The sequence below is a fragment of the Virgibacillus necropolis genome, from assembly GCF_002224365.1.
Taxonomy (GTDB): Bacteria; Bacillota; Bacilli; order Bacillales; family Amphibacillaceae; genus Virgibacillus_F; species Virgibacillus_F necropolis.
In genome coordinates, this window is record NZ_CP022437.1 from 4255717 (window position 1) to 4276313 (window position 20597).

General features: G+C 38.6%; 23 protein-coding genes. 12 read left to right on the forward strand and 11 right to left on the reverse strand.

The window, feature by feature from the left end; translation table 11 throughout:
* The first annotated feature begins 34 nt into the window (after nt 1-34).
* The 3 genes from CFK40_RS20270 to ehuA are packed head-to-tail and all read left to right on the forward strand — an operon-like array spanning nt 35 to nt 2116.
* On the forward strand, nt 35-661 hold the full coding sequence (locus CFK40_RS20270; protein ID WP_089534470.1) for an amino acid ABC transporter permease: 627 nt from the start codon (nt 35-37) through the stop codon (nt 659-661).
* Entirely contained in the window at nt 661-1353 is a 693-nt protein-coding gene (gene ehuD, locus CFK40_RS20275) for an ectoine/hydroxyectoine ABC transporter permease subunit EhuD (RefSeq protein ID WP_089534164.1), read from the forward strand. The genes CFK40_RS20270 and ehuD overlap by 1 nt, the downstream gene beginning before the upstream one ends.
* Nucleotides 1346-2116, forward strand: a complete 771-nt coding sequence (gene ehuA / locus CFK40_RS20280; protein ID WP_089534165.1) for an ectoine/hydroxyectoine ABC transporter ATP-binding protein EhuA — start codon at nt 1346-1348, stop codon at nt 2114-2116. The genes ehuD and ehuA overlap by 8 nt, the downstream gene beginning before the upstream one ends.
* Nucleotides 2117-2959: 843 nt before the next feature.
* Here the strand turns inward: ehuA and murB are convergent.
* From murB to CFK40_RS20300, 4 genes are all read right to left on the reverse strand, one after another.
* Complete coding sequence (gene murB / locus CFK40_RS20285; RefSeq protein ID WP_089534166.1) at nt 2960-3880, reverse strand: UDP-N-acetylmuramate dehydrogenase; 921 nt, start codon at nt 3878-3880, stop codon at nt 2960-2962.
* 42 nt (nt 3881-3922) lie between these two features.
* Nucleotides 3923-4732: an alpha/beta fold hydrolase gene (locus CFK40_RS20290; protein ID WP_089534167.1), complete on the reverse strand. Its 810-nt coding sequence runs from the start codon at nt 4730-4732 to the stop codon at nt 3923-3925.
* A 20-nt stretch (nt 4733-4752) separates the two neighbouring features.
* Nucleotides 4753-5121: a YbaN family protein gene (locus CFK40_RS20295; RefSeq protein ID WP_089534168.1), complete on the reverse strand. Its 369-nt coding sequence runs from the start codon at nt 5119-5121 to the stop codon at nt 4753-4755.
* A gap of 73 nt (nt 5122-5194) precedes the next feature.
* Nucleotides 5195-5983, reverse strand: a complete 789-nt coding sequence (locus CFK40_RS20300; protein WP_089534169.1) for a histidinol-phosphatase HisJ family protein — start codon at nt 5981-5983, stop codon at nt 5195-5197.
* Between the two features lie 103 nt (nt 5984-6086).
* Between CFK40_RS20300 and hisZ the strand changes: the two genes are divergently transcribed.
* From hisZ to hisC, 9 genes are read left to right on the forward strand one after another with little or no spacing between them, the layout of a single operon-like run.
* The gene (gene hisZ, locus CFK40_RS20305) at nt 6087-7340 is read left to right on the forward strand and encodes an ATP phosphoribosyltransferase regulatory subunit (protein WP_089534170.1); all 1254 of its coding nucleotides are present in this window, start codon (nt 6087-6089) and stop codon (nt 7338-7340) included.
* A complete protein-coding gene (hisG, locus tag CFK40_RS20310) occupies nt 7341-7967 on the forward strand; it encodes an ATP phosphoribosyltransferase (RefSeq protein WP_089534171.1) in 627 nt (208 codons plus the stop codon). It abuts the gene before it with no gap.
* A gap of 6 nt (nt 7968-7973) precedes the next feature.
* The gene (hisD, locus tag CFK40_RS20315; protein ID WP_089534172.1) at nt 7974-9248 is read left to right on the forward strand and encodes a histidinol dehydrogenase; all 1275 of its coding nucleotides are present in this window, start codon (nt 7974-7976) and stop codon (nt 9246-9248) included.
* Between the two features lie 54 nt (nt 9249-9302).
* Nucleotides 9303-9887: an imidazoleglycerol-phosphate dehydratase HisB gene (hisB, locus tag CFK40_RS20320; protein WP_089534173.1), complete on the forward strand. Its 585-nt coding sequence runs from the start codon at nt 9303-9305 to the stop codon at nt 9885-9887.
* 56 nt (nt 9888-9943) lie between these two features.
* Nucleotides 9944-10549 carry an imidazole glycerol phosphate synthase subunit HisH gene (hisH, locus tag CFK40_RS20325; RefSeq protein ID WP_089534174.1) on the forward strand — a complete coding sequence of 202 codons (606 nt, stop codon included), beginning with the start codon at nt 9944-9946 and terminating at the stop codon, nt 10547-10549.
* Nucleotides 10546-11268, forward strand: coding sequence for a 1-(5-phosphoribosyl)-5-[(5-phosphoribosylamino)methylideneamino]imidazole-4-carboxamide isomerase (gene hisA / locus CFK40_RS20330; protein WP_089534175.1), 723 nt, complete (start codon nt 10546-10548; stop codon nt 11266-11268). The genes hisH and hisA overlap by 4 nt, the downstream gene beginning before the upstream one ends.
* The gene (hisF, locus tag CFK40_RS20335) at nt 11258-12031 is read left to right on the forward strand and encodes an imidazole glycerol phosphate synthase subunit HisF (RefSeq protein WP_089534176.1); all 774 of its coding nucleotides are present in this window, start codon (nt 11258-11260) and stop codon (nt 12029-12031) included. The genes hisA and hisF overlap by 11 nt, the downstream gene beginning before the upstream one ends.
* Nucleotides 12022-12663 carry a bifunctional phosphoribosyl-AMP cyclohydrolase/phosphoribosyl-ATP diphosphatase HisIE gene (gene hisIE / locus CFK40_RS20340; protein WP_089534177.1) on the forward strand — a complete coding sequence of 214 codons (642 nt, stop codon included), beginning with the start codon at nt 12022-12024 and terminating at the stop codon, nt 12661-12663. Before hisF ends, hisIE begins: the two co-directional genes overlap by 10 nt.
* Complete coding sequence (gene hisC, locus CFK40_RS20345; RefSeq protein WP_089534178.1) at nt 12656-13723, forward strand: histidinol-phosphate transaminase; 1068 nt, start codon at nt 12656-12658, stop codon at nt 13721-13723. The genes hisIE and hisC overlap by 8 nt, the downstream gene beginning before the upstream one ends.
* Nucleotides 13724-13881: 158 nt before the next feature.
* Here the strand turns inward: hisC and CFK40_RS20350 are convergent, their stop codons facing one another.
* From CFK40_RS20350 to CFK40_RS20380, 7 genes are all read right to left on the reverse strand, one after another.
* Nucleotides 13882-14628, reverse strand: coding sequence for a SurA N-terminal domain-containing protein (locus CFK40_RS20350; RefSeq protein WP_089534179.1), 747 nt, complete (start codon nt 14626-14628; stop codon nt 13882-13884).
* Between the two features lie 212 nt (nt 14629-14840).
* On the reverse strand, nt 14841-15575 hold the full coding sequence (locus CFK40_RS20355; RefSeq protein WP_089534180.1) for a DsbA family oxidoreductase: 735 nt from the start codon (nt 15573-15575) through the stop codon (nt 14841-14843).
* A gap of 74 nt (nt 15576-15649) precedes the next feature.
* Nucleotides 15650-16528, reverse strand: a complete 879-nt coding sequence (locus CFK40_RS20360; protein WP_089534181.1) for an MBL fold metallo-hydrolase — start codon at nt 16526-16528, stop codon at nt 15650-15652.
* Nucleotides 16529-16796: 268 nt separating this feature from the next.
* The gene (locus tag CFK40_RS20365; RefSeq protein WP_089534182.1) at nt 16797-17246 is read right to left on the reverse strand and encodes a DUF2188 domain-containing protein; all 450 of its coding nucleotides are present in this window, start codon (nt 17244-17246) and stop codon (nt 16797-16799) included.
* 68 nt (nt 17247-17314) lie between these two features.
* Nucleotides 17315-18178 carry a VanW family protein gene (locus CFK40_RS20370; protein WP_089534183.1) on the reverse strand — a complete coding sequence of 288 codons (864 nt, stop codon included), beginning with the start codon at nt 18176-18178 and terminating at the stop codon, nt 17315-17317.
* Nucleotides 18179-18307: 129 nt separating this feature from the next.
* Complete coding sequence (gene fni, locus CFK40_RS20375; protein ID WP_089534184.1) at nt 18308-19366, reverse strand: type 2 isopentenyl-diphosphate Delta-isomerase; 1059 nt, start codon at nt 19364-19366, stop codon at nt 18308-18310.
* Between the two features lie 258 nt (nt 19367-19624).
* The gene (locus tag CFK40_RS20380) at nt 19625-20467 is read right to left on the reverse strand and encodes a VOC family protein (RefSeq protein ID WP_089534185.1); all 843 of its coding nucleotides are present in this window, start codon (nt 20465-20467) and stop codon (nt 19625-19627) included.
* Between the last annotated feature and the right edge of the window lie 130 nt (nt 20468-20597).

Genomic DNA, 20597 nt, shown 5'->3' on the forward strand with positions numbered 1-20597 from the left:
CATCGATGCAATAATTGAGATTTTTCCCGTTTTAATGAAGGGTGTAGAAATAACAGTTACGGTTCTTCTCGCCTCAGTAGTTTTGGGGTATCTAATGGCATTTATTGCAGGTTTCTGCCGCCTTTCATCTAATGTTATCCTCCGAAAATTCACAGGATTTTATGTTGAAGTTTTTCGTGGGACATCATTAATCGTGCAATTATTCTGGCTTTACTATGCGCTACCAATTTTGTTTGGCATCGAAATAGGTAGTAACTTTTGGGCTGGTGTACTAGCAATCTCATTAAACTATGGAGCATATATGTCTGAAGTCGTTCGTAGCTCGATTCTATCTGTAGCAAAAGGGCAAACAGAGGCCTCTACAGCACTAAACATGTCACGCTTTCAACGCATGAGACTCGTAATCTTCCCTCAAGCAGTTCGGATGATGCTTCCAGAATTCGGTAACTATCTCATTCTAATGTTAAAGTCTACATCCCTCGTCTCCTTAATAGGTATGATGGACATTTTATATTACGGTGATATTTTACGAAGCTCCAATCTTTCTCAAGCACCAACTGTTTATCTGTTAGTACTAGTATTCTATTTTATTCTTGCCTTACCGCTAATTTGGCTTACCAAGAAAATGGAAAGTGCTTCTAAGAAAGGGGTGGCAAGCTAATGAATTGGAGCTGGGATATATTCTTCGAGTCCTTTCCTATAATTATAGAAGGTCTCGGAATAACAATTGCACTTACAATTGCATGTTATTTATTTGCATTACTATTTGGATTTGTCTGGACCCTATTGAGACAAATCCCTATAAAGCCAGTTAGATGGATTTTATTGTGGATTATGGAGTTCATTCGTTCCACACCACCACTTGTGCAGTTATTTTTCATTTACTATGCATGGCCAATGGTACCTGTAGTTGGAATGACATTAGACCCCTTCACAAGTGCAGTGCTCGGACTAGGTATTCACTACAGCACGTATATTGGTGAGGTGTATCGAACTGGAATTAATAGTGTTGATAAAGGACAATGGGAAGCATCCAGAGCACTAAACTTTTCAACGAGAAGAAAATGGACAAAAATTATTCTGCCACAGGCTATACCCCCAACCATTCCAATGCTGGGAAATTATTTAATCATTATGTTTAAAGAAGTTCCACTAGCATCAACGATCGGAGTTGTTGGTATTCTAGCAATGGCAAATAATTATGGTGCTGATCACTGGAGATATTTAGAACCACTAACAATTGTGGCAATCTTATTTCTTGTGTTAAGCTATCCGTCTGCAATCTTAGTTAATAAACTTGAACGTAAATTTAACAGACGATTTGATAAAAAAGGAGCTGTTAGTAATGACTGAACCTATTGTTAGTTACCAGGATGTTCATAAATCTTTTGGTGATGTGGAAGTACTTAAGGGAATTGACTTAGATATTAAACCTGCTGAAAAGGTTGCAATTATCGGTCCAAGTGGTTCTGGTAAAACAACTATTATTCGAATGCTGATGACACTTGAACAACCTACACAGGGAAGCATCATTGTTGATGGGAAAAACCTGTGGCACATGAAGAAGGGAGAACAACTTGTCCCCGCAAATGAAAAACATTTACGCCAAGTACGCGGTGATATCGGAATGGTGTTCCAACACTTTAACCTTTTCCCACATATGACCATCTTGGAAAACTGTATGACAGCACCAATTCATGTGCAAAAAGAAAACAAAGAATCAGCTAAAAACCATTCAATTGAAATGCTAGAAAAGGTTGGACTAGGCGATAAGTTAGATAATTATCCAAACCAGCTTTCAGGTGGACAAAAGCAACGTGTAGCAATGGCCCGAGCATTGGTAATGCGGCCTAAGATTATGTTATTTGATGAGGTTACGTCTGCTTTAGATCCAGAATTAGTCGGCGAGGTGCTTGAAGTAATTCGCGAAATCGCTAAAGAAGGGGAAATGGCAATGGTACTCGTTACCCACGAGATGGAATTTGCTCGTGATATTGCTGACAGGATCCTATTTCTCGACGGTGGCGTAATTGCAAAAGAAGGCCCACCGATGGAGGTTCTTGAGGATTCTGATAATGAAAGACTGCAAAGCTTTTTACACCGGTTTAGGACTTAGATATGGAAAAGCTGACTCCGGGATGAGGGATCCTGGAGTCAGCTTTTTTATCTGATCTTTACCATAGGCTGTTTTCGCATAGTTTGTTGCTAATATCACCATAGTTGATATAAAATGCGACATTGGTGCTGGTTTTGCTGATTGGACAACTGTTCAGGAAAACCCACTTCGCTTTCGAGGCCATTGAAAAAGGTAAGTGTAGTACAAAATATGTGGATCTACCGTCGCATCCTCGAATATACTTCGCTTTCCGCGGGCGAGTGGCGAGCCTCCTCGGACTGCCGTCCTGCGGGGTCTCGCCGATCTCTTACTTCCCGCAGGAGTCTCCGTATATTCGAGGATGCTAAGTTAAAGTGAAATGTTAAATTTTTAAAATCCACACTTTTTCAGTGCCCTCTTAGCTTTCTCACAGCATAAGGAAGGCTTCCTTGAAAAGGCATCGCACGAAGAAAAAATGCTTTTCTTTTCGACTAGTCTTCGTGGATCTCCTTCACTGGGTTTTTGCTTAACAACTTCAATTTACTTGATCACTGCTTGCTTTTATTATAAAAATAGCATTCAATTTATGGCAGTTGATTGGAGCGGAGGGCAGTCGACTCCTGCGGGAGGATAGGCATAGGTGAGACCCCGCAGTGCGACAGCACGAGGAGGCTCACCAGCCGCCCGCGGAAAGCGACTGCCCGCAGCGGAAATCAACCAGCCTTACGTCGCATTTTATATTTTTCGTGTCAAAAACAACAATCTTTTAGTAAACAGCATTACTGTAAAAGTTACCAGTTCTGTCTACTAGCATAAAACTACCTGGGTAAAGATATAACCTGCCTTACTTATAGCCATTCACTATCAAGTTAGGTCTTCCCCAATTATCTTCACTTCTCGTTCTAATCCTACGCCAAACTTTTCTTTCACCGTATCTTGAACAAAATGAATCAGATCAATATATTCTTTGGCGGAAGATTTGTCTACATTAACGATAAATCCAGCATGCTTCAACGAGACTTGTGCTCCACCAATTTGCTTCCCTTGTAGATTGCTATCCTGGATCAATTTCCCCGCGAAATAACCTGGTGGGCGCTTAAATACACTACCACATGATGGATATTCCAGAGGCTGTTTCGATTCTCTTTTGAATGTCAGGTCATCCATAATTGCTTTAATTTCATCATAACTTCCTTTTTTCATAGAAAACGTTGCCTCTAACACAATATATCCATTATCAGGAATGTTACTTGTACGGTAATCCAAATCTAGTTGATCTGCTGAAAGCTCAAGTAAATTACCTTCTCGGTCTACTACGATGGTACTTTCCAAAACATCCTTAATTTCCCCGCCATAAGCACCAGCATTCATAAATAATGCTCCTCCGACTGAACCTGGAATTCCACATGCAAATTCAAGACCTGCTAAGCTTTTAGATAATGCCATCCGGGATGTATCAATAATTCTTGCACCACTTTGTGCAACGATTGCTGTCTCGTCAGTTTGAATAGAGGATAACTGCTTGAGATTCAGCACGATTCCTCGGATTCCACCATCTTTCACAATTAAATTAGATCCATTTCCGAGTAATGTGAAAGGTAAGTTTTCCTTGTTTGCAAGCTTAACTATTTTCTGTACTTGTTCGTATGTTTCAGGAGTTACGAAGAAGTCTGCTTTCCCACCTAATTTTGTATATGTATGCTTGTTCAAGTGTTCATTCACCATCACATTTTTCTCAGATGTAAGTTCAATTAGTTTTTCATACGCATGATGATAATTTTCCACTCAGATCATTCCTTTACCATATTTTCGTTCTATTTTACTTTTTTACTTCCATAAAAAAGAATAAATCAACTGATCGACTTGCTGATTTTCATGTAATTCACTATGTCCTAATTGATTGTTTTCAATCATAACGGTTTTCAGTTGATCCGCTGGTATAATCATTCGTATTGCATTAACGCTTTTTGGCTTTGCTATCAGGTCTCCAGTACTGCCTATACTTAATACTTCGAGATCACCCGGAATTGTTTCTTTAGTCTTTCGAAGTAATTGTAGTGCTGCAGAATTTGGCTTCAAGTCAGTCGCAGCCGCATCATGATTAATCTGGAAATACGTTTGACTATATACGCCATCGAATGGACTGCCAATAGTTACAAGCTTCTCTGTAACTGGATGTTCCATATTATTTTGGTATTCTTCAATATATTTCATTGAAATTAAACCGCCCATGGAATGACCAACAATATTTACGTTATCAATTTGATAATGCTGCTTCATATGACTTAAAACAGTCGATAACCATTGAGCTCCATCCCTAAAACTTGCCCGATTGTTCTCTAATATCACTTGAATGAAGACAGGTTCTGCTCTCCCTTTATTCAAGTTATAAACCCTAATATTTCCGTTATTTGATATCTTGTAAATAAGTGATTTATTTCCCCATTCATACTGCTCTTCAAAGCGATATAACATATTGCCAAATGAGTTAATTGTTCCTTTATACCCATGAACAAAAACCGTCGGCGGTGAGTCATGTCCCCGTGACTCAGCTTTCTCAGGCAGATACGTAATCACAGCGATACCTACAATGATGATGAGGAAAGCCGTAATTTGGATGATGTATTTCTTTTTCAACAATCGTACTCCCCTACCTACTATGTTTTATATAATGTTTTTTGTTTTAAAATAACTATGGTGAAAACTCCAGCTATTAGGAATAAAAGTAATTTGACAAGAAATAGTGGAATTACGAAAAAAATAGTATATCCCATTGAAATCCACAATAAAGAAATACTTACTATTTTCGCTTTTAACGGTATTCCTTTTCCTGAACGGTAGTTTTTAATATATGATCCGAACCACTTATTTGTGATTAACCATTGGTACAGCTTATCTGAACTCCGTACATAGCATGCAGCTGCAAGTAGCAAAAATGGAGTAGTCGGGAGAAGTGGTAAAATAATGCCGAGTAGCCCTAGTCCCAATGAGATAGATCCTGCAATTGTTAATAATACTTTTTTCATTTCTCACACCACGCCAGCTATAAAACAAATTTATTCTTATGCTTCATTATACCATTTAACCCAGCTTTTTGCTTCACTTTATGGCGTGAAATGTTGGGGATTGGTTGTCAAAGGTTGCAATATAGCGAAATCCTATTTGCTTTAGTAATTCAAGCGATTCCTTGAACTGAAACGAAATCGTTTGTTCAGAATGCGAATCTGAACCTAATGTTATTATTTCCCCACCCATATCAAAATATAATTTTAAAATATCTGTACTTGGCATCCCATTAGTTAAACCATACCTAACCCCAGATGTATTTAATTCTATTCCTTTCCCAGTAGAGATAATCTCTTTAAATATTGCCGAAATGATGTCGGTAAAATCATGGTTTGCCGGTTCTGCCTGGTATCGCTTCACTAAATCGATATGCCCTAATATAGAATATGCATGATAGTTTTTTACGCAATAAAGTAATTCCTGATAATACGTTTCATAGGCTTCTACCTGCGACTTCCCTTTAAAAAAATCACCAGAATGAAGATCTTTTTTATCTGCCGTGTGCATCGAGCAGATGACAAAATCAAATGATTCTTGTTTCATTAATTGGTCATAGCGATCTAATAAATATGGCTGAACTCCAAGCTCAACACCCTTTTTTATCGTAATTAAATTTTGATATTTCTGTTGTAGTTGTTTTATTTTTTTAGCGTAGCTTGGTAAATCCAAATCAAAATCAATCGTTGGATCTGGATACTCATAATCAATATGTTCAGTGAAACAGATTTCGTGTAACCCTAACTCAATCGCACGCTCAATACTTCTTTCCATTGGTGTACTACAATCAGCAGAAAAATTACTGTGAACATGATAATCAAACATACTAACACTCCTCGTCTTGACTTTTTCTCTATTACCTACTACAATAACAGATAACTTTAACTAGATAAAGCGATAAAGTAATAAAGCGAATGGTAGGTGATACATGATGTATCAAGATATTTTTGATAATACCAATGATACAAGTGTAGTTGACTTTTCAAAAAAATCATATCTTTTAAAAACGATAAAAAGACGATTCCTTACCTATGGATATCGACAAATACAAACATCTACATTAGAACAATATGATTTATACCAATCAATAACTGGAACGGTTCATCCTGACAAGATGATTAAAGTAATTGATCCGTCTGGAAAAATATTAGTGTTAAGACCTGATGTGACGATTCCTATAACGCGAATGCTTGCCTCATTAAATCAAGTACAATCACCAGAGCAACCATTATTTTATATATCGGAAGTATTTCGTCATTCAAGCGACCAACAGGCCAAAAACGAACAAACACAGGCTGGTATTGAAAACTTTGGACCAAGTACAGTGGAGCTGGATGCTGAAGTAATTGCCTTAGCTATTCACACATTACGTGATTTAGGATTTGATTCATTCAAATTAGAAATTGGTCAGGCAAGTTTTTTTCGTGAGTTATTAGAGCTACTTAATCTCACAAAGGCTGAAAAAAGTGAACTCCAATTGCTTATTCAAGCCAAAAACATTTCGGAAATTAACCGCTTATTAGGAGACTTAACTATTCAAGATGAACTAAGCACCTTCATCCAACAGGTCCCATTTTTATACGGCAATTTCATGGAAGTTATTAATCGCGCGGAGGAAATTGCGTTAAACGAGCAGATGAAAGATAAACTAAAAAAATTGAAAAAGTTGTATGAAATTCTTCAATTTTATGAAGTGGAAAATGACGTCTCCTTGGATCTTGGATTGATTAACCATATGGATTATTACTCCGACATTATTTTTCAAGGATTTGTAGAAAACGTTGGTAAGCCCGTTCTAATGGGTGGGAGATATGATCAATTAGCAGATCAATTAAACGCTACAATACCAGCAATCGGCTTTGCATTTGACGTTGACTTTTTAGTTGAGGCGATGGATCAACATAATCTCTTCCCTGAAGTAAAAACTGACATTGACATTGTATTGTTATATGAAAAAACAAGACAACGTGATGCCATAAAGTCTGCTTCTATGCTACGTTACCAAGGGTATCGCGTATACACAGAGCAACTTACTGCTAAGGAGTGTAATCCACCTGCTTCTACTAGCCTAGTAAGATATGAAAATGATCAACAACTACTTGAGCATGTAAATCGTTCTACTTCGTTTACAGATCAAAATGATTTATTACGGTTAATCAGGCAGCGAGAGGAGGATGTTTAATTGAATTCTTTAACATTAGCTTTGGCAAAAGGGCGCACTGCTGAACAAGCTATTAAACTACTAGCAAAAGCAGACATTTACTTTCCATCCTTTACTCCAAAAAGCAGAAAGTTAATCTTTTATGATGATTCGTTAGAAATAAAAATGGTTTATGTGAAAGCGGTGGATGTGCCAACATATGTAGAAACTGGTGCAGCTGATCTTGGAATAGTTGGGAAAGATAATATTCAAGAATCAGGGTCAAACATTTATGACTTGATGGATTTAAAATTTGGCTCATGTAAATTTGTCGTTGCTGGAGTAAATAAAACGGTATACACCGATACAAAAAAGCTAACTGTTGCAACAAAATATCCACAAATTGCTATGGAGCACTTTCGTAAACAAGGCAAACAAATTGAAACAATTAAACTAAATGGTTCGGTTGAACTAGCACCATTAATCGGAATGGCCGATGTAATCGTGGACATTATGGAAACTGGTACAACATTAAAAGAAAACGGGTTAGAGGTTTTTGAAACATTAGACCATATTAGTACACGACTGATTGTTAATAAAGCAAGTTTTGCCACAAAGTCTACACGTGTTCATAACCTGCTAAGTCAAATTCAGAATGTATTGGGGTGAGAATTTATGAAAATCATTTCGAAATCAGCATTTTTATCTGAACAGAGCAGCCTTGCTAGCACACAACATGATCAATCGCTACTTGCCAAGGTTACCGATATTATATCAATCGTCAAGGAACAGGGTGATGATGCCCTATTCAGCTTTACGAAGCAATTTGACTGCGTTCAGGTCAACAAATTACGGGTGGATGAGCAAGAAATAACGGAAGCGCGTAATATCGTCGGAGAGTCGTTTATCACTGCGTTAAAAGAAGCACAGGAAAATATAACGAGATTTCACGTGGCCCAAAAACAAACATCTTGGTTCATGGGCGAACAAAACGGCGTATTTTTAGGTCAAAAGGTCACCCCGCTTGATCGGGTTGGCATTTATGTTCCAGGCGGAAAAGCTGCTTATCCATCTACTGTTCTCATGAATGTGATTCCTGCCAAACTTGCAGGTGTTACGTCTATTAGTATCGTCACACCACCGCAAGCGGATGGAAAGGTTAATCCATATGTGCTCACAGCAGCTTATGAAACTGGTGTAGATCACATCTACAAGGTCGGAGGTGCCCAGGCCATTGCCGCACTCGCATATGGAACGGAAACAATTGATAAAGTAAACAAGATCGTTGGACCTGGCAATTCGTACGTAGCACAAGCCAAAAAAATGGTATATGGCGATGTATCGATTGATATGATTGCGGGCCCAAGTGAAATATGTGTTGTGGCTGACAAAACCGCTAACCCTCGATATGTTGCAGCTGATCTACTATCTCAAGCAGAACACGACGAGGAAGCAAGTGCTATTTGTATTACTACCTCTGAAGAAATGGCAAACGCGATTCAGGATGAAGTGAAGAAACAAATGGCAACACTTGAACGAAAAGAAATTATTAACATTTCAATTGAACGTAATGGACGTTTAATTGTTTGCCCATCACTAGAGGTTGCGTTTGAACTCGTCAATGAGATTGCGCCTGAACATTTGCAACTCATGGTTGAAAATCCATACAATCACTTACCAGTAATCAGAAATGCTGGTGCAATTTTTCTCGGGAATTATTCCCCAGAAGCGTTAGGTGATTATTTTGCTGGTCCCAACCATACGTTACCAACGAACGGAACTGCTGCATTTGCATCTCCACTTGGGGTCTATGATTTCGTCAAAAAATCAAGTGTCATTCACTATACGCAAGATGCTCTTTCATCAGCAGCTGATTCCATTGTTAAATTAGCTGAAGCTGAAGGATTAACAGCACACGCAAACGCGATTCGTGTGAGAAAAACGGACTGACCTGTTCAAAGCTGCATTCGCTCGTTTATAGTTAGATAAGAAAGGATGAATCAAATGCGAACAAGTACAAGTGAGCGAAAGACAAATGAAACATCAATAAAAGCTGAATTTACAATAGATGGTAATGGAACTTCAACTGTTCAAACAGGAATTGGTTTTTTTGACCATATGCTAACACTTATGACTAAGCATGGATTGTTTGATCTAAGCCTTACTTGTGATGGTGACTTGGAAGTTGATCAGCACCATTCCGTTGAAGATATTGGGATTGTATTAGGGCAAGCTATTAATCAAGCATTAGGTTCGAAAGTAGGTATAAATCGATACGCGACGATTACAACCCCGATGGATGAAGCACGGAGCACTGTTTCCATTGACATAAGTGGGCGTTCCTATCTTGTTTATCGAGTTGATGGATTAAAGGATAAAGTTGGCGAATTTGATACGGAGCTTGTCGAGGAGTTTTTCTTGGCGTTCGTCCGCCACGCCAACCTTACACTTCATATTGAACTGGATTATGGCAAAAATAGCCATCATATTATTGAAGCGATTTTCAAAGGCTTTGGTCGAGCACTTGATGAAGCAACAAGAGAGAATTCACGAATCAAAGGTGTTCCATCAACCAAGGGTAGCCTATAAAGAAACCTCATTAAGTGTGGCTGCCCGTTAAACTGCGATAAAAAGGAGACATCCACATGATTGGAATAATAGATTATGGTGCTGGAAATATCAAAAGCTTACAATTTGCTTTTGATAAATTAGATTTAAAAACGTGTATCACCTCAGATAAAGAAACCATTAAAGCTTGTGATGCGATCGTTTTACCAGGTGTAGGAGCATTTAACGATGCGATGAAAGCTTTGGAGGCACATGATTTAATTGAGGTGCTAAAACAAGAAGCTGCATCTGGAAAACCCCTTCTCGGCATATGTCTAGGCATGCAATTGCTTTATGAACAAAGCTTCGAGGATGGTACATGGAATGGTTTAGACTTATTAAGCGGTACTATCGAGCGAATAGCGCCGACAGTAAAAGTTCCACATATGGGTTGGAATACACTCACGCATCACCAAGAAAGTCAGATTATTAAAAGCATTGATGACGAAGCATATGTTTATTTTGTGCATTCGTATTACGTTACAAAAATGAAGAAGGAGTCACTTGTAAGCAATTGTGTATACGGTGACCAGGTACCAGCAATTGTGCAACAAGAAAATGTAATTGGTATGCAGTTTCATCCGGAAAAAAGCGGTGAAACAGGTATACAATTATTGAAGAATTTCGGGGAGATGATTTCGTGATACTTTTTCCAGCAATTGATATTCGAAATGGCAAATGTGTACGCCTTACACAAGGTGACTACAATCAGGAACGTATTTACTGTGATTCCCCGGTAGAAGTAGCCAAACAATGGGAAAGCGAAGGAGCCGCGTACATCCACGTCGTTGATTTAGATGGCGCAAAAACAGGTAAAATGACTAATTTGTCTACCATCGAAGCGATTGTCCAAGCTGTTCAAATCCCAGTCCAGGTTGGTGGCGGAATACGTTCAATTAAAAGTATTGAAGCTTACCAGAAAATCGGTGTCAGCCGGGTAATTATTGGTACAGCTGCTATTGAGGATAAAGCTTTCTTGCGAGCAGCAATAGCTACATTTGGCTCTATGATTGCTGTTTCTATTGATGCACGTAAAGGCATGGTCGCGACAAATGGGTGGACCTATACCAGTGATGTAGCTGCGGTTGATTTGGTACAGGAGCTTGATGAGCTTGGTGTGGAAACTATTATTTATACTGACATTTTAAAAGACGGTATGTTGGCGGGGCCTAATTTTGACGAACTGGCAGTGATTAATGACACAACCAAACAAAACATCATTGCCTCGGGAGGAATTTCCAGCCTTCAGGATATTAATCAACTACGTAAAATGAATTTGTACGGCGGAATTCTTGGAAAAGCATTATATGATGGTACGCTTTCCTTGGACGCCATTTTAAAGGATGATAACAATGCTCGCTAAACGAATTATTCCATGCTTAGATGTCAATCAAGGACGTGTTGTGAAAGGGAAAAAGTTTCAAAACATACAAGACGTGGCAGACCCTGTGAAATTGGCTAAACGATATAGTGATGAAGGTGCAGATGAACTTGTCTTTTATGACATTACAGCCTCAAGTGATAATCGAGATATTTTTCTGGATATTGTCGAAAAGGTTGCTGCTGAAATCACGATTCCATTCACTGTTGGAGGTGGAATTCGCACCGTTGATGATGTTCACCGTGTGCTACGTGCTGGCGCTGACAAAGTTTCCATCAACAGTGCAGCTGTTAAAAATCCTACCCTTCTAACAGAAGCAGCATTAAAGTTCGGAAGTCAATGTGTCGTACTTTCAATCGACGCCAAAACAACTAGTGAAAACGACATCACCGTATTTCTAAACGGTGGTCGTGTAAATACCGCTATGAACGCAATTGAATGGGCAATTCGTGGCGAGAAGCTTGGCGCGGGAGAACTCGTTATCAATGCGATGGATGCTGATGGGGTAAAAGATGGCTACCATGTATCATTGACAAAACAAATTGCTGAAAATGTTAACATTCCCATCGTTGCAAGTGGCGGTGCGGGATCAATGAAGCATTTTTCTACTATTTTAAATGAAGGTAAGGCAGACGCAGCCCTTGCAGCGTCTGTATTTCATTATAACGAAATTCGGATACCAGAATTAAAAGACTATCTAGTTCAAAACGATATTGCGATAAGGAGTGTGAAAGCATGCAAGTAGAAATAGATAAACTTACATTCGACGAGAACGGTCTTATCCCTGCAATTATACAAGATTCCACTACTGGTGATGTACTGATGCTTGGGTATATGAATCAAGAATCGTTAACAAAAACAGTGGAAACAAATGAAACATGGTTCTTCAGTCGATCAAGGCAAACCTTGTGGAATAAGGGAGCGACGTCAGGTAACAAACAAGCTGTCCGAAACATTTCATTTGATTGTGATGCAGATAGTTTGTTGATTCAAGTCGATCCAAAAGGGCCAGCATGTCATACCGGCGAGCAATCATGTTTTTACCAGAATCTTTATGCAAATGACCCTATCGAACGAAATGTCGTACACGAAATAACCAATAAAATTAAAGAACGTCGGGAAAATCCAGTTGACGGATCCTATACAACCTATTTATTTAATGAGGGTATCGATAAAGTTTTGAAAAAAGTTGGCGAGGAAGCCAGTGAAGTTATTATTGGTGCAAAAAATAATGATAAACAAGAGGTAGTGTGGGAGATTTCCGACCTAACCTATCACACACTCGTATTAATGGAAATACTCGGGGTATCCATTAATGATATTAAACAGGAATTGTATGGACGTCATGTCCAAAAGGAAGCTAATCAGCGTGAATAAATTTTGGAGCTCCGCTGTGACGCGAACAGAACCTTATATCCCTGGTGAACAAATGGAAACAAAAGATCTATTAAAATTAAATACCAACGAAAATCCATATCCACCTTCGCCTAAGGTAATGGAAGCAATCCAAGCAGAACTAAACCGGAAACTGCGTCGTTATCCTTCACCCACCGTTGATACATTACGGGAAAAGATTGCTACTTATTATCAACTTAACGCTGACCAAGTTTTTGTCGGAAACGGCTCAGATGAAGTTCTTGCATTCAGTTTTATGGCATTTTTTGAACCTGGAAAGACCATCCGATTTCCAAACATCACCTATAGTTTTTATCCGGTATATGCAAAACTGTTTGATATATCCTATGAGGAAGTTCGGCTTAATCGGGATTTTTCAATAGCTGTTGATAAGTTTTTTCATTCGGATGGTGGTGTGATTTTTCCAAATCCAAATGCACCGACAAGTCTTTATTTAAATTTAACACACATAATCGATATCATAGAAAACAATCCAAATAGTGTCGTGATTATAGATGAGGCATATATTGATTTCGCAAAAGAATCAGCTGTAAGTTTAGTCAATAAATACGAAAACCTACTCGTTGTTCAAACTATGTCAAAATCACGATCGCTAGCAGGATTACGTGTCGGATATGCGATGGGGCATCCAATGTTAATTGAAGCACTAAATCGTGTTAAAAATTCATTTAATTCCTACACAATTGATCGGCTCGCCATCGCTGGAGCAGAAGCTGCAATAATGGATGTGGATTATTTTAACGAAATAACCCAAAACGTGATACGTACGCGAGAATGGGTTGCGCGAGATTTGAAAAAGATTGGTTTTACGTTGTTACCATCTGATACAAACTTCTTATTTATTAGGCATTATAAAATCGAGGCATATGAAATATATGCATTGTTGAAAGAACAGAACATATTAACAAGACACTTTAACAAACCACTGATCGATAATTATTTACGAATAACGATTGGTACAAATGATGATATGACCGTACTGATCAGTAAACTTAAATCGATTATTTCGGTAAAAAAGTGATGAGCCCTGCGTGGAGCTCAAAATTCTGAGAGGTTCAGCATTCCCGGAGCGGCATCAGCAACTTCCCGGATTCATCGGCATTTCAAGTGAACTGGATCGGCCAAACTGAACAGAAATAAGGCTCCCACCAATTAATTGATGGGAGCCTTATTAGTTATTTAAATCATGTGTTTAACTTCTGCATTCTTTTTTAATTGTTCTACTTTCGCTTGTAGCTGTTGTTGTTGCTGTTGTTGTTTTAATTGACCTTTAATTTGGTCTTTAACATCCTCCAACTTAGGAACTTCTTGGCCTTCTTGGCCTTTACTTTGTTCTTTTAGCTTGTCGTAATATTTTTGTACCTCTTCATCTGTAACTTCTTTTCCTTTAATTTCTTGTTTCATATATTTTTGCAGTGTTAATTCAAATGCTAACTGATCCTTATATGTCTCTTCTGTTAGATTGTATTGCTCTAATACAGCAGAGAATTGATCAGCATTTTGCTCTTTGATGGTTTCAAATTGTTTTTGAACTTCTTCATCTGTAACCTCAATACCTTTGTTAGTAGCTTCTTGTTTAATAAGTTCTTGTTCAACAATAACGTTTAGTGTTTGCTCTTTTACATTTTTCACATCACTTACATCTTGCCCATATTGGCTCATCAACGTTTTTGTTTGCGCGTAAGAAGTATTGTATTGTTTACCTTTGATTTCTTCACCATTTATTTTTGTGACAACTTTATCCTTGTCCACTTTTTCTTTATCCGTAATTTTAACATCTTCAGCTGCTGGTTGCGCTGTTTCCTCTGTCTTCTTATCTTTGCTTCCTTCTTTGCTTTTATCACTAGCAGACTCAGAATCATCACCACATGCAGCTAATATTATGGTTAAACTCAATGCTAATACTAACATGATCATCTTTTTCATAAGACGAATCCCTCATTTCTTAACTTTGTCCTTACATTCAAACACATTCCGTATAGACATTCAAGTGCCTTATTTGCAAAAAATCAGTACGAACCCATGTATGACAATGTTTTGCAGGCAACTTTACACTTTCAAGTCATTTTCCATAATACGTTCCTTACTTTTGCCACATAGTTATTTCTTATGCAAAAGGCTAACATGATTACCGCATGTTAGCCTTTTGCTTCACCAGAATCAACTTCGCAACCATCTCCAGTACAATAAGTCGTCTCAGACTTTCCCGGATTTAACGTTTGTAAGATTGGTTGTTCGTTTTCTTCTTCCCAAACTTTTTCGATTACTTCAGAAAATACATCTGGTGGCTGTGCGCCAGAAACCGCATATTTCTCATTAAAAACAAAGAAGGGTACACCCTGTACACCAACTTGTTGCGCTTCTTGTTCATCCCCTCTTACCGCTTTCGCATAATCAGTAGACTCAAGTACATCCAACACTGCGGCACTATCTAATTCCACTTCAACGGCTAATTTTGTTAAGGTTTCATAATCACCAATGTGTAGTGAATCCGTAAAATATGCCTGTAACAGTCGTTCGGTCATTTCTTTTCCCTTACCCTGTTTTTCAGCGTACTTCGCTAACCGGTGTGCATCAAATGTGTTTGTAGGTTGCATAGTATCAAATCGATAGGTCAAGCCAAGCTCAGCTGCTTGATTGGCCAAATTTTCATTTGATTGTTTTGCTTTTTCAACACTCATTCCATATTTGCCTGCTAGTAACTCATGAATCGTTTTATCAGGGTTTGTTTCTGCATTCGGGTCTAGCTCATAACTTTTATATGTGATTGTTACCTTATCTTTATTTGAAAATTGTTCTAAAGCTAATTCCAATCTGCGTTTTCCGATATAGCAAAAAGGACAACCAAAGTCCGAATAGACGTCAATTTTCATACTAACTAACACCTCATTTCTGTTAGCTATTGTAGCATAGGATAAGCGTTTATCGGTAATATTGTGCTTGGCACTTAATGTAGATTCTTCTTATCTACATACTTCCCATAATCTGGAACCGCAACCTGTTCAAAGTTCTCCACTAATTGTTTTAATCCACTTTTCAGCTTTTCACCCTCTATTGCTGACCCATGCCCAGGTACAATCACACTTGGGTTCAGGGATGCAATTTTTTCAACTGATTCCTTTGCTGCCTGCCAATCAGTTGTTAAATAGCGCGGAGGCCCATTTAACTCAGGACTTTGCATCAACACGTTATAAAATGAATCCTGTTTTACGGTAATACATGCATCTCCAGAAATTAATGTTCGATCTTCTTCTCTAAAAAAAGATACATGACCTGGTGCATGCCCCGGCGTATGAATCCATTTCCAATCTTCTAGTCCCGGCGCCGGTATACTACCATCCGCAGGCAAGGGTTTCACAGAGTTCCCAAGGTTAATTGGTTCATTCGGAAAGAGCTTGGATGCCTTTGCAACCAACCCACCCTCAACAGTTGGATCTGGTTCAGGATATGATTTTTCTCCAGTTAAAAAAGGAATTTCGCTTTCATGGGCATAGACTGGAACCTCCCACTCTTCCACTAAATCAACAAGCCCACCTACATGATCAAAGTGTCCATGTGTAAGAATTATTGCAGCCGGCTTACTTTCCCGCCCAAAGCGATCTAGAACAACTGATTTAATCTCAGGTGCGGCTTTTGGCATTCCAGCATCTACCAGTACCCATTCACCAACCCCCGGCGTACCAATAAAGCAAATATTTACGATTTGATCTGTATAGTAATAAACATCATTTCGCACCTGCGTACCAGTTCCACTCGTAATCGATGTCATAGGCATAAAGCGCAGCATACTATTTTCTATATTGTCGTCATTTAATTGTTTATCCATTTGTTAACCCTCCCATTTTCCTATAGTATTTGTGGAAGAAGAGAAAATTAACCGCGAAAAAATTAAGCGGACAGTTAAAATGATGTACGGAAAGTATTTTGCGTTGTCGGACTGTATTTTGCATGATGGACTGTACTTTGTGATGTCGGACTGTATTTCGGCCCAGACGGACTGTATTTTGCGTTGTCGGACTGTATTCCACCCATGCGACAGTAACACATCCCCGCCACACAAAAAGAAGCCTCTCGACATAATCGAGAGGCTTACTTTAATAGGATTCATTCTTTTGCACAGATCCGTCTTGTTTATAAATTGTTAGTTTTGTTCCTTTATTTTTGGCAATTTCACGCGCTCGTTTAATCGCATCATCTTTATTATCGTAAACATCACTTGGCCGCTTGGCATTGCTTGATTTCACAGCCCAACCATCATCATGGGTAACGACTTGCTCGCCTTCCTCAAGTCGTTCTGGATTATTCTCATATTTTTTTCCTTCTTTAGAACGCTTGCTTGGTTTACCGCTGTTTTCGTATTCATTAATTTCACTTTGACTAGCGTTGTCATACCATTCTTTAGCTTGACTTGTTGCGATAGGGATAGCCCTGTCTTCTTCATACCCTTCATCAAGCATTGAATTTGCAATATCAATTGCCTTTTTTCGAACGACTTTATCTAAATTTTTGAGTGAAGATGGATAATCATCTAATGTCCAAGGCATTTGTAATCCTCCTTCTATCCGTTTTAAGTACAATACCCGGTACGTATTGAATTAAACAGTAGAGCAACTTATTTACTCGAATGGAGCTCCGCTGCGTCTGAAGAAAAGATTCCGATATCCATTTTCCCGTCAACAGAAGTTGCACGAATTAAAATTGGTTGGTTATACATGTTCTTAAAAACGAAATCTGGTCCCCACCAACTTACTGTAGCATCACGACCTGGTGGAACATATGGTACACTGCGGCTATGTGAATACCGTTCGACAATTTTTATCCCTTTTAAGCTAACGGCATTATATAATGTCGATGATACCTGGCATATACCGCCACCTATATCCTCAGCCAACTCCCCCTTAACAATAACTGGAGCTTTCTTGTAGCCCTTTTCCGTTGTACGCTCTCCCACAATTTTATTAAACGAAAACTTTTCTCCAGGAAAAACAACATAATTGTTAATGGCATCTGTCGCAAGTTTAATATTATGTGATCGTTCCTTATTACCTTTTTTAAAATACGTAACATAATGCCCAATTTCTTTTTCCTTGATCTCAGCCAAAAGTTCCGTATCTACACGAGGGTAGTTACTTTTCGTGGGGACTTCAATTTTTTTGGGTTTGTCCTTATAAAAGGATGAGCTAAATAAGGTCTGAAATTTAGGTTTGTCCAACCTAATACCAGGTTTTCCTTCAACAATTTCTCCTGTCTTATTTAGCGTTGCATTTTTTGGTTCTACGGATATCTTTTTGTCTAGCTCATCTAACAAAATTTTTAGTTTATCTTGATTAATAAATAAGTTATCCAAATAGGATAAACCATATTGTTCCAGTTCAATTTTTTCCACTGCCTCTCCTTGATCGGTCACAGTTAACTGCTGTGGTGCATTTGCTGCTTGCGCCGTTAACAGAAAAAACGATAAAATAAATGCATGCATAACACGATCCCTCCTGCTGATAGTATTGGTTGGAGGGAATAAATTCATGTAATCGAGATTAAAAAATTACGTTTAATCGGATGTTTTTTTATCGACTATAGTTAAAAAAGCTAAAACCCGAGTAGAGTTTTAGCTTTTTTCATCTAATAATGAACGACCCATGATAGTTACACGATTCGTATTTTTTAATTCATCAATTGTTTTGACACCAATTCCAAACATCGTCATTTTTAACTCAAATTCAATTTGCTCCATTGTTTCGAGAACTGCTTCCTCAGATTCAGTAGCCGCCTGCAGTAATTTACGGGCAAAGCCGGCAACATCTGCTCCAATCGTCAATGCTTTCGCCGCATCTACACCCGTTTTCATTCCTCCGCTCGCAACAACTGGCACGCTAGAACCTAATTCACTCCTAACTGATACGATGCAATCCTTCGTCGGAATACCCCAGTTGTTGAACGCCTCGGCTGCAGCTTTCCGTAGTGGATCCTTTGAACGAAGCTTTTCCACCTGACTCCATGATGTTCCGCCAGCACCTGCAACATCGATATAGGATATCCCCACATCGTATAATCGTTTGGCAACGGTACCATCGATTCCAAATCCAACTTCTTTCACACCCACTGGTACGGTTAGCTTTTTACACACTTCTTCTATTTTAGGGAGTAATTCATGAAAGTTAGTATCCCCTTCATCCTGGGTGATTTCCTGTAAGCTATTTAGATGGAGCACGATAGAATCCGCTTCTGTCAAATCAACAATTCGTTGGCATTCTTCTGGTCCATAACCATAATTAAATTGAACAGCACCAATATTAGCAATCAGTGGCGCTGTTGGCGCGTGCTTTCGCACAAGAAAAGAGTCTTTATGTGCATCACTTTCAAGTAATGCACGGGTAGACCCAAGCCCAATTGCCCACCCTTTTTGTTCAGCAGCCTTCGCTAAATTACCATTAATTTCTTCTGCTAATTCCGATCCTCCAGTCATCGAACTGACGAGAAATGGCGCATTAATTTTTTTGCCAAGAAAAGATGAATCTAATTGTATATCCTTAAAGTCAATTTCAGGTAATGCGTTATGTATAAATGAAATTCCCTCTAGGCCAGTTGTTTTATTAATGCCTTCCACATTGTCGTTTAGACACAAACGAATATGTTCCGTTTTACGTTGATTGATTCCTAAATTCATCGATTTACCCTCCATTTTTTGCTATCCTCATTCGTTCATTTTTCGTATTAGGATGTAAGGTTACAACATATACACCCATTATAACCATAAACATTTAAACAAATTGCGCCCATGTGATAGTAGAAGCAGCAACAACGGATGCTTCAAGCTGAACCTTCTTCCAATTTCTTTTATGCAAGCACTATACCAAATGCTTATGGAGAAAGCCAATTGTGAAGGTCAGCTGATTTCAACGTGTTTGCAGACTCCTACCAAGTTTTAGAAATAAATACGATTCCCCGATGGGTCTTTTACAAGATATTGTTCGCCATCAAGGTTAACGCGTTCACCTAGATTCTGTAAGCGCCCTACTATTTCTAACCGTTCATTTGTAGGAACGGTTATTGTATAGCTTTTTAACCCAGTTTCTTCATCGCTCGGTTCACTTCCTCCAATGCTATTCCAGGTATTCGTACCAATATGATGATGGTATCCTGCCGATGATAGAAACACAGCCTGTTGCCCGAAATGATTTACAACTTCAAACCCAAATCCTTGTGTATAAAACTTTTCGATGCTTGCAAGGTCAGATACCTGTAAATGAATATGTCCTATAATAGTTCCGTCAGGCATCCCCTGCCAGCCATCCACTGCAACTTCTTTCATTAAGGCATTCGCATCCAAAGGCAATGTACTCATTTCGACCTCCTCACCAACCCAGCCCCATTCATCTGGGTCACGATCGACATAAATTTCAACCCCGTTCCCATCAGGGTCCGCAATATATAGTGCCTCACTAACCAGATGGTCTGACGCACCTTGAACGGGGTAACCAGTATGAATAAAGTGGCGAAGTACTTTCGCAAGATCTGCCCGCTTTGGTAATAAAAAGGCAATATGAAATAGACCCGTTTTTCGTGGATCTAATGGTTTAGCATTTTCTAATTGTTCAATTGTTAGCAAAGATTTGATCCCACCTGCTGTTAGAACTGCAAGCTTGGGCTGTTGTTCAATCACATGAAAACCTAATATATTTTGATAAAAATTAAGTGATCGCTCTAGGTTAGCAACCTTTAAATGAATATGAGTTATATGTTTTACTTTCTCGGTATGAAATGTCATGAAGGAATCTCCTCTTAAATCGGATAAGTTATATATAGTGTACTTGTTTCCCTATTATATGGAAAGAGAAACACCACCTGAGGATCATCACTTTCGCGTTTACAATTTAGACTAAACCAAAAAGTAAATT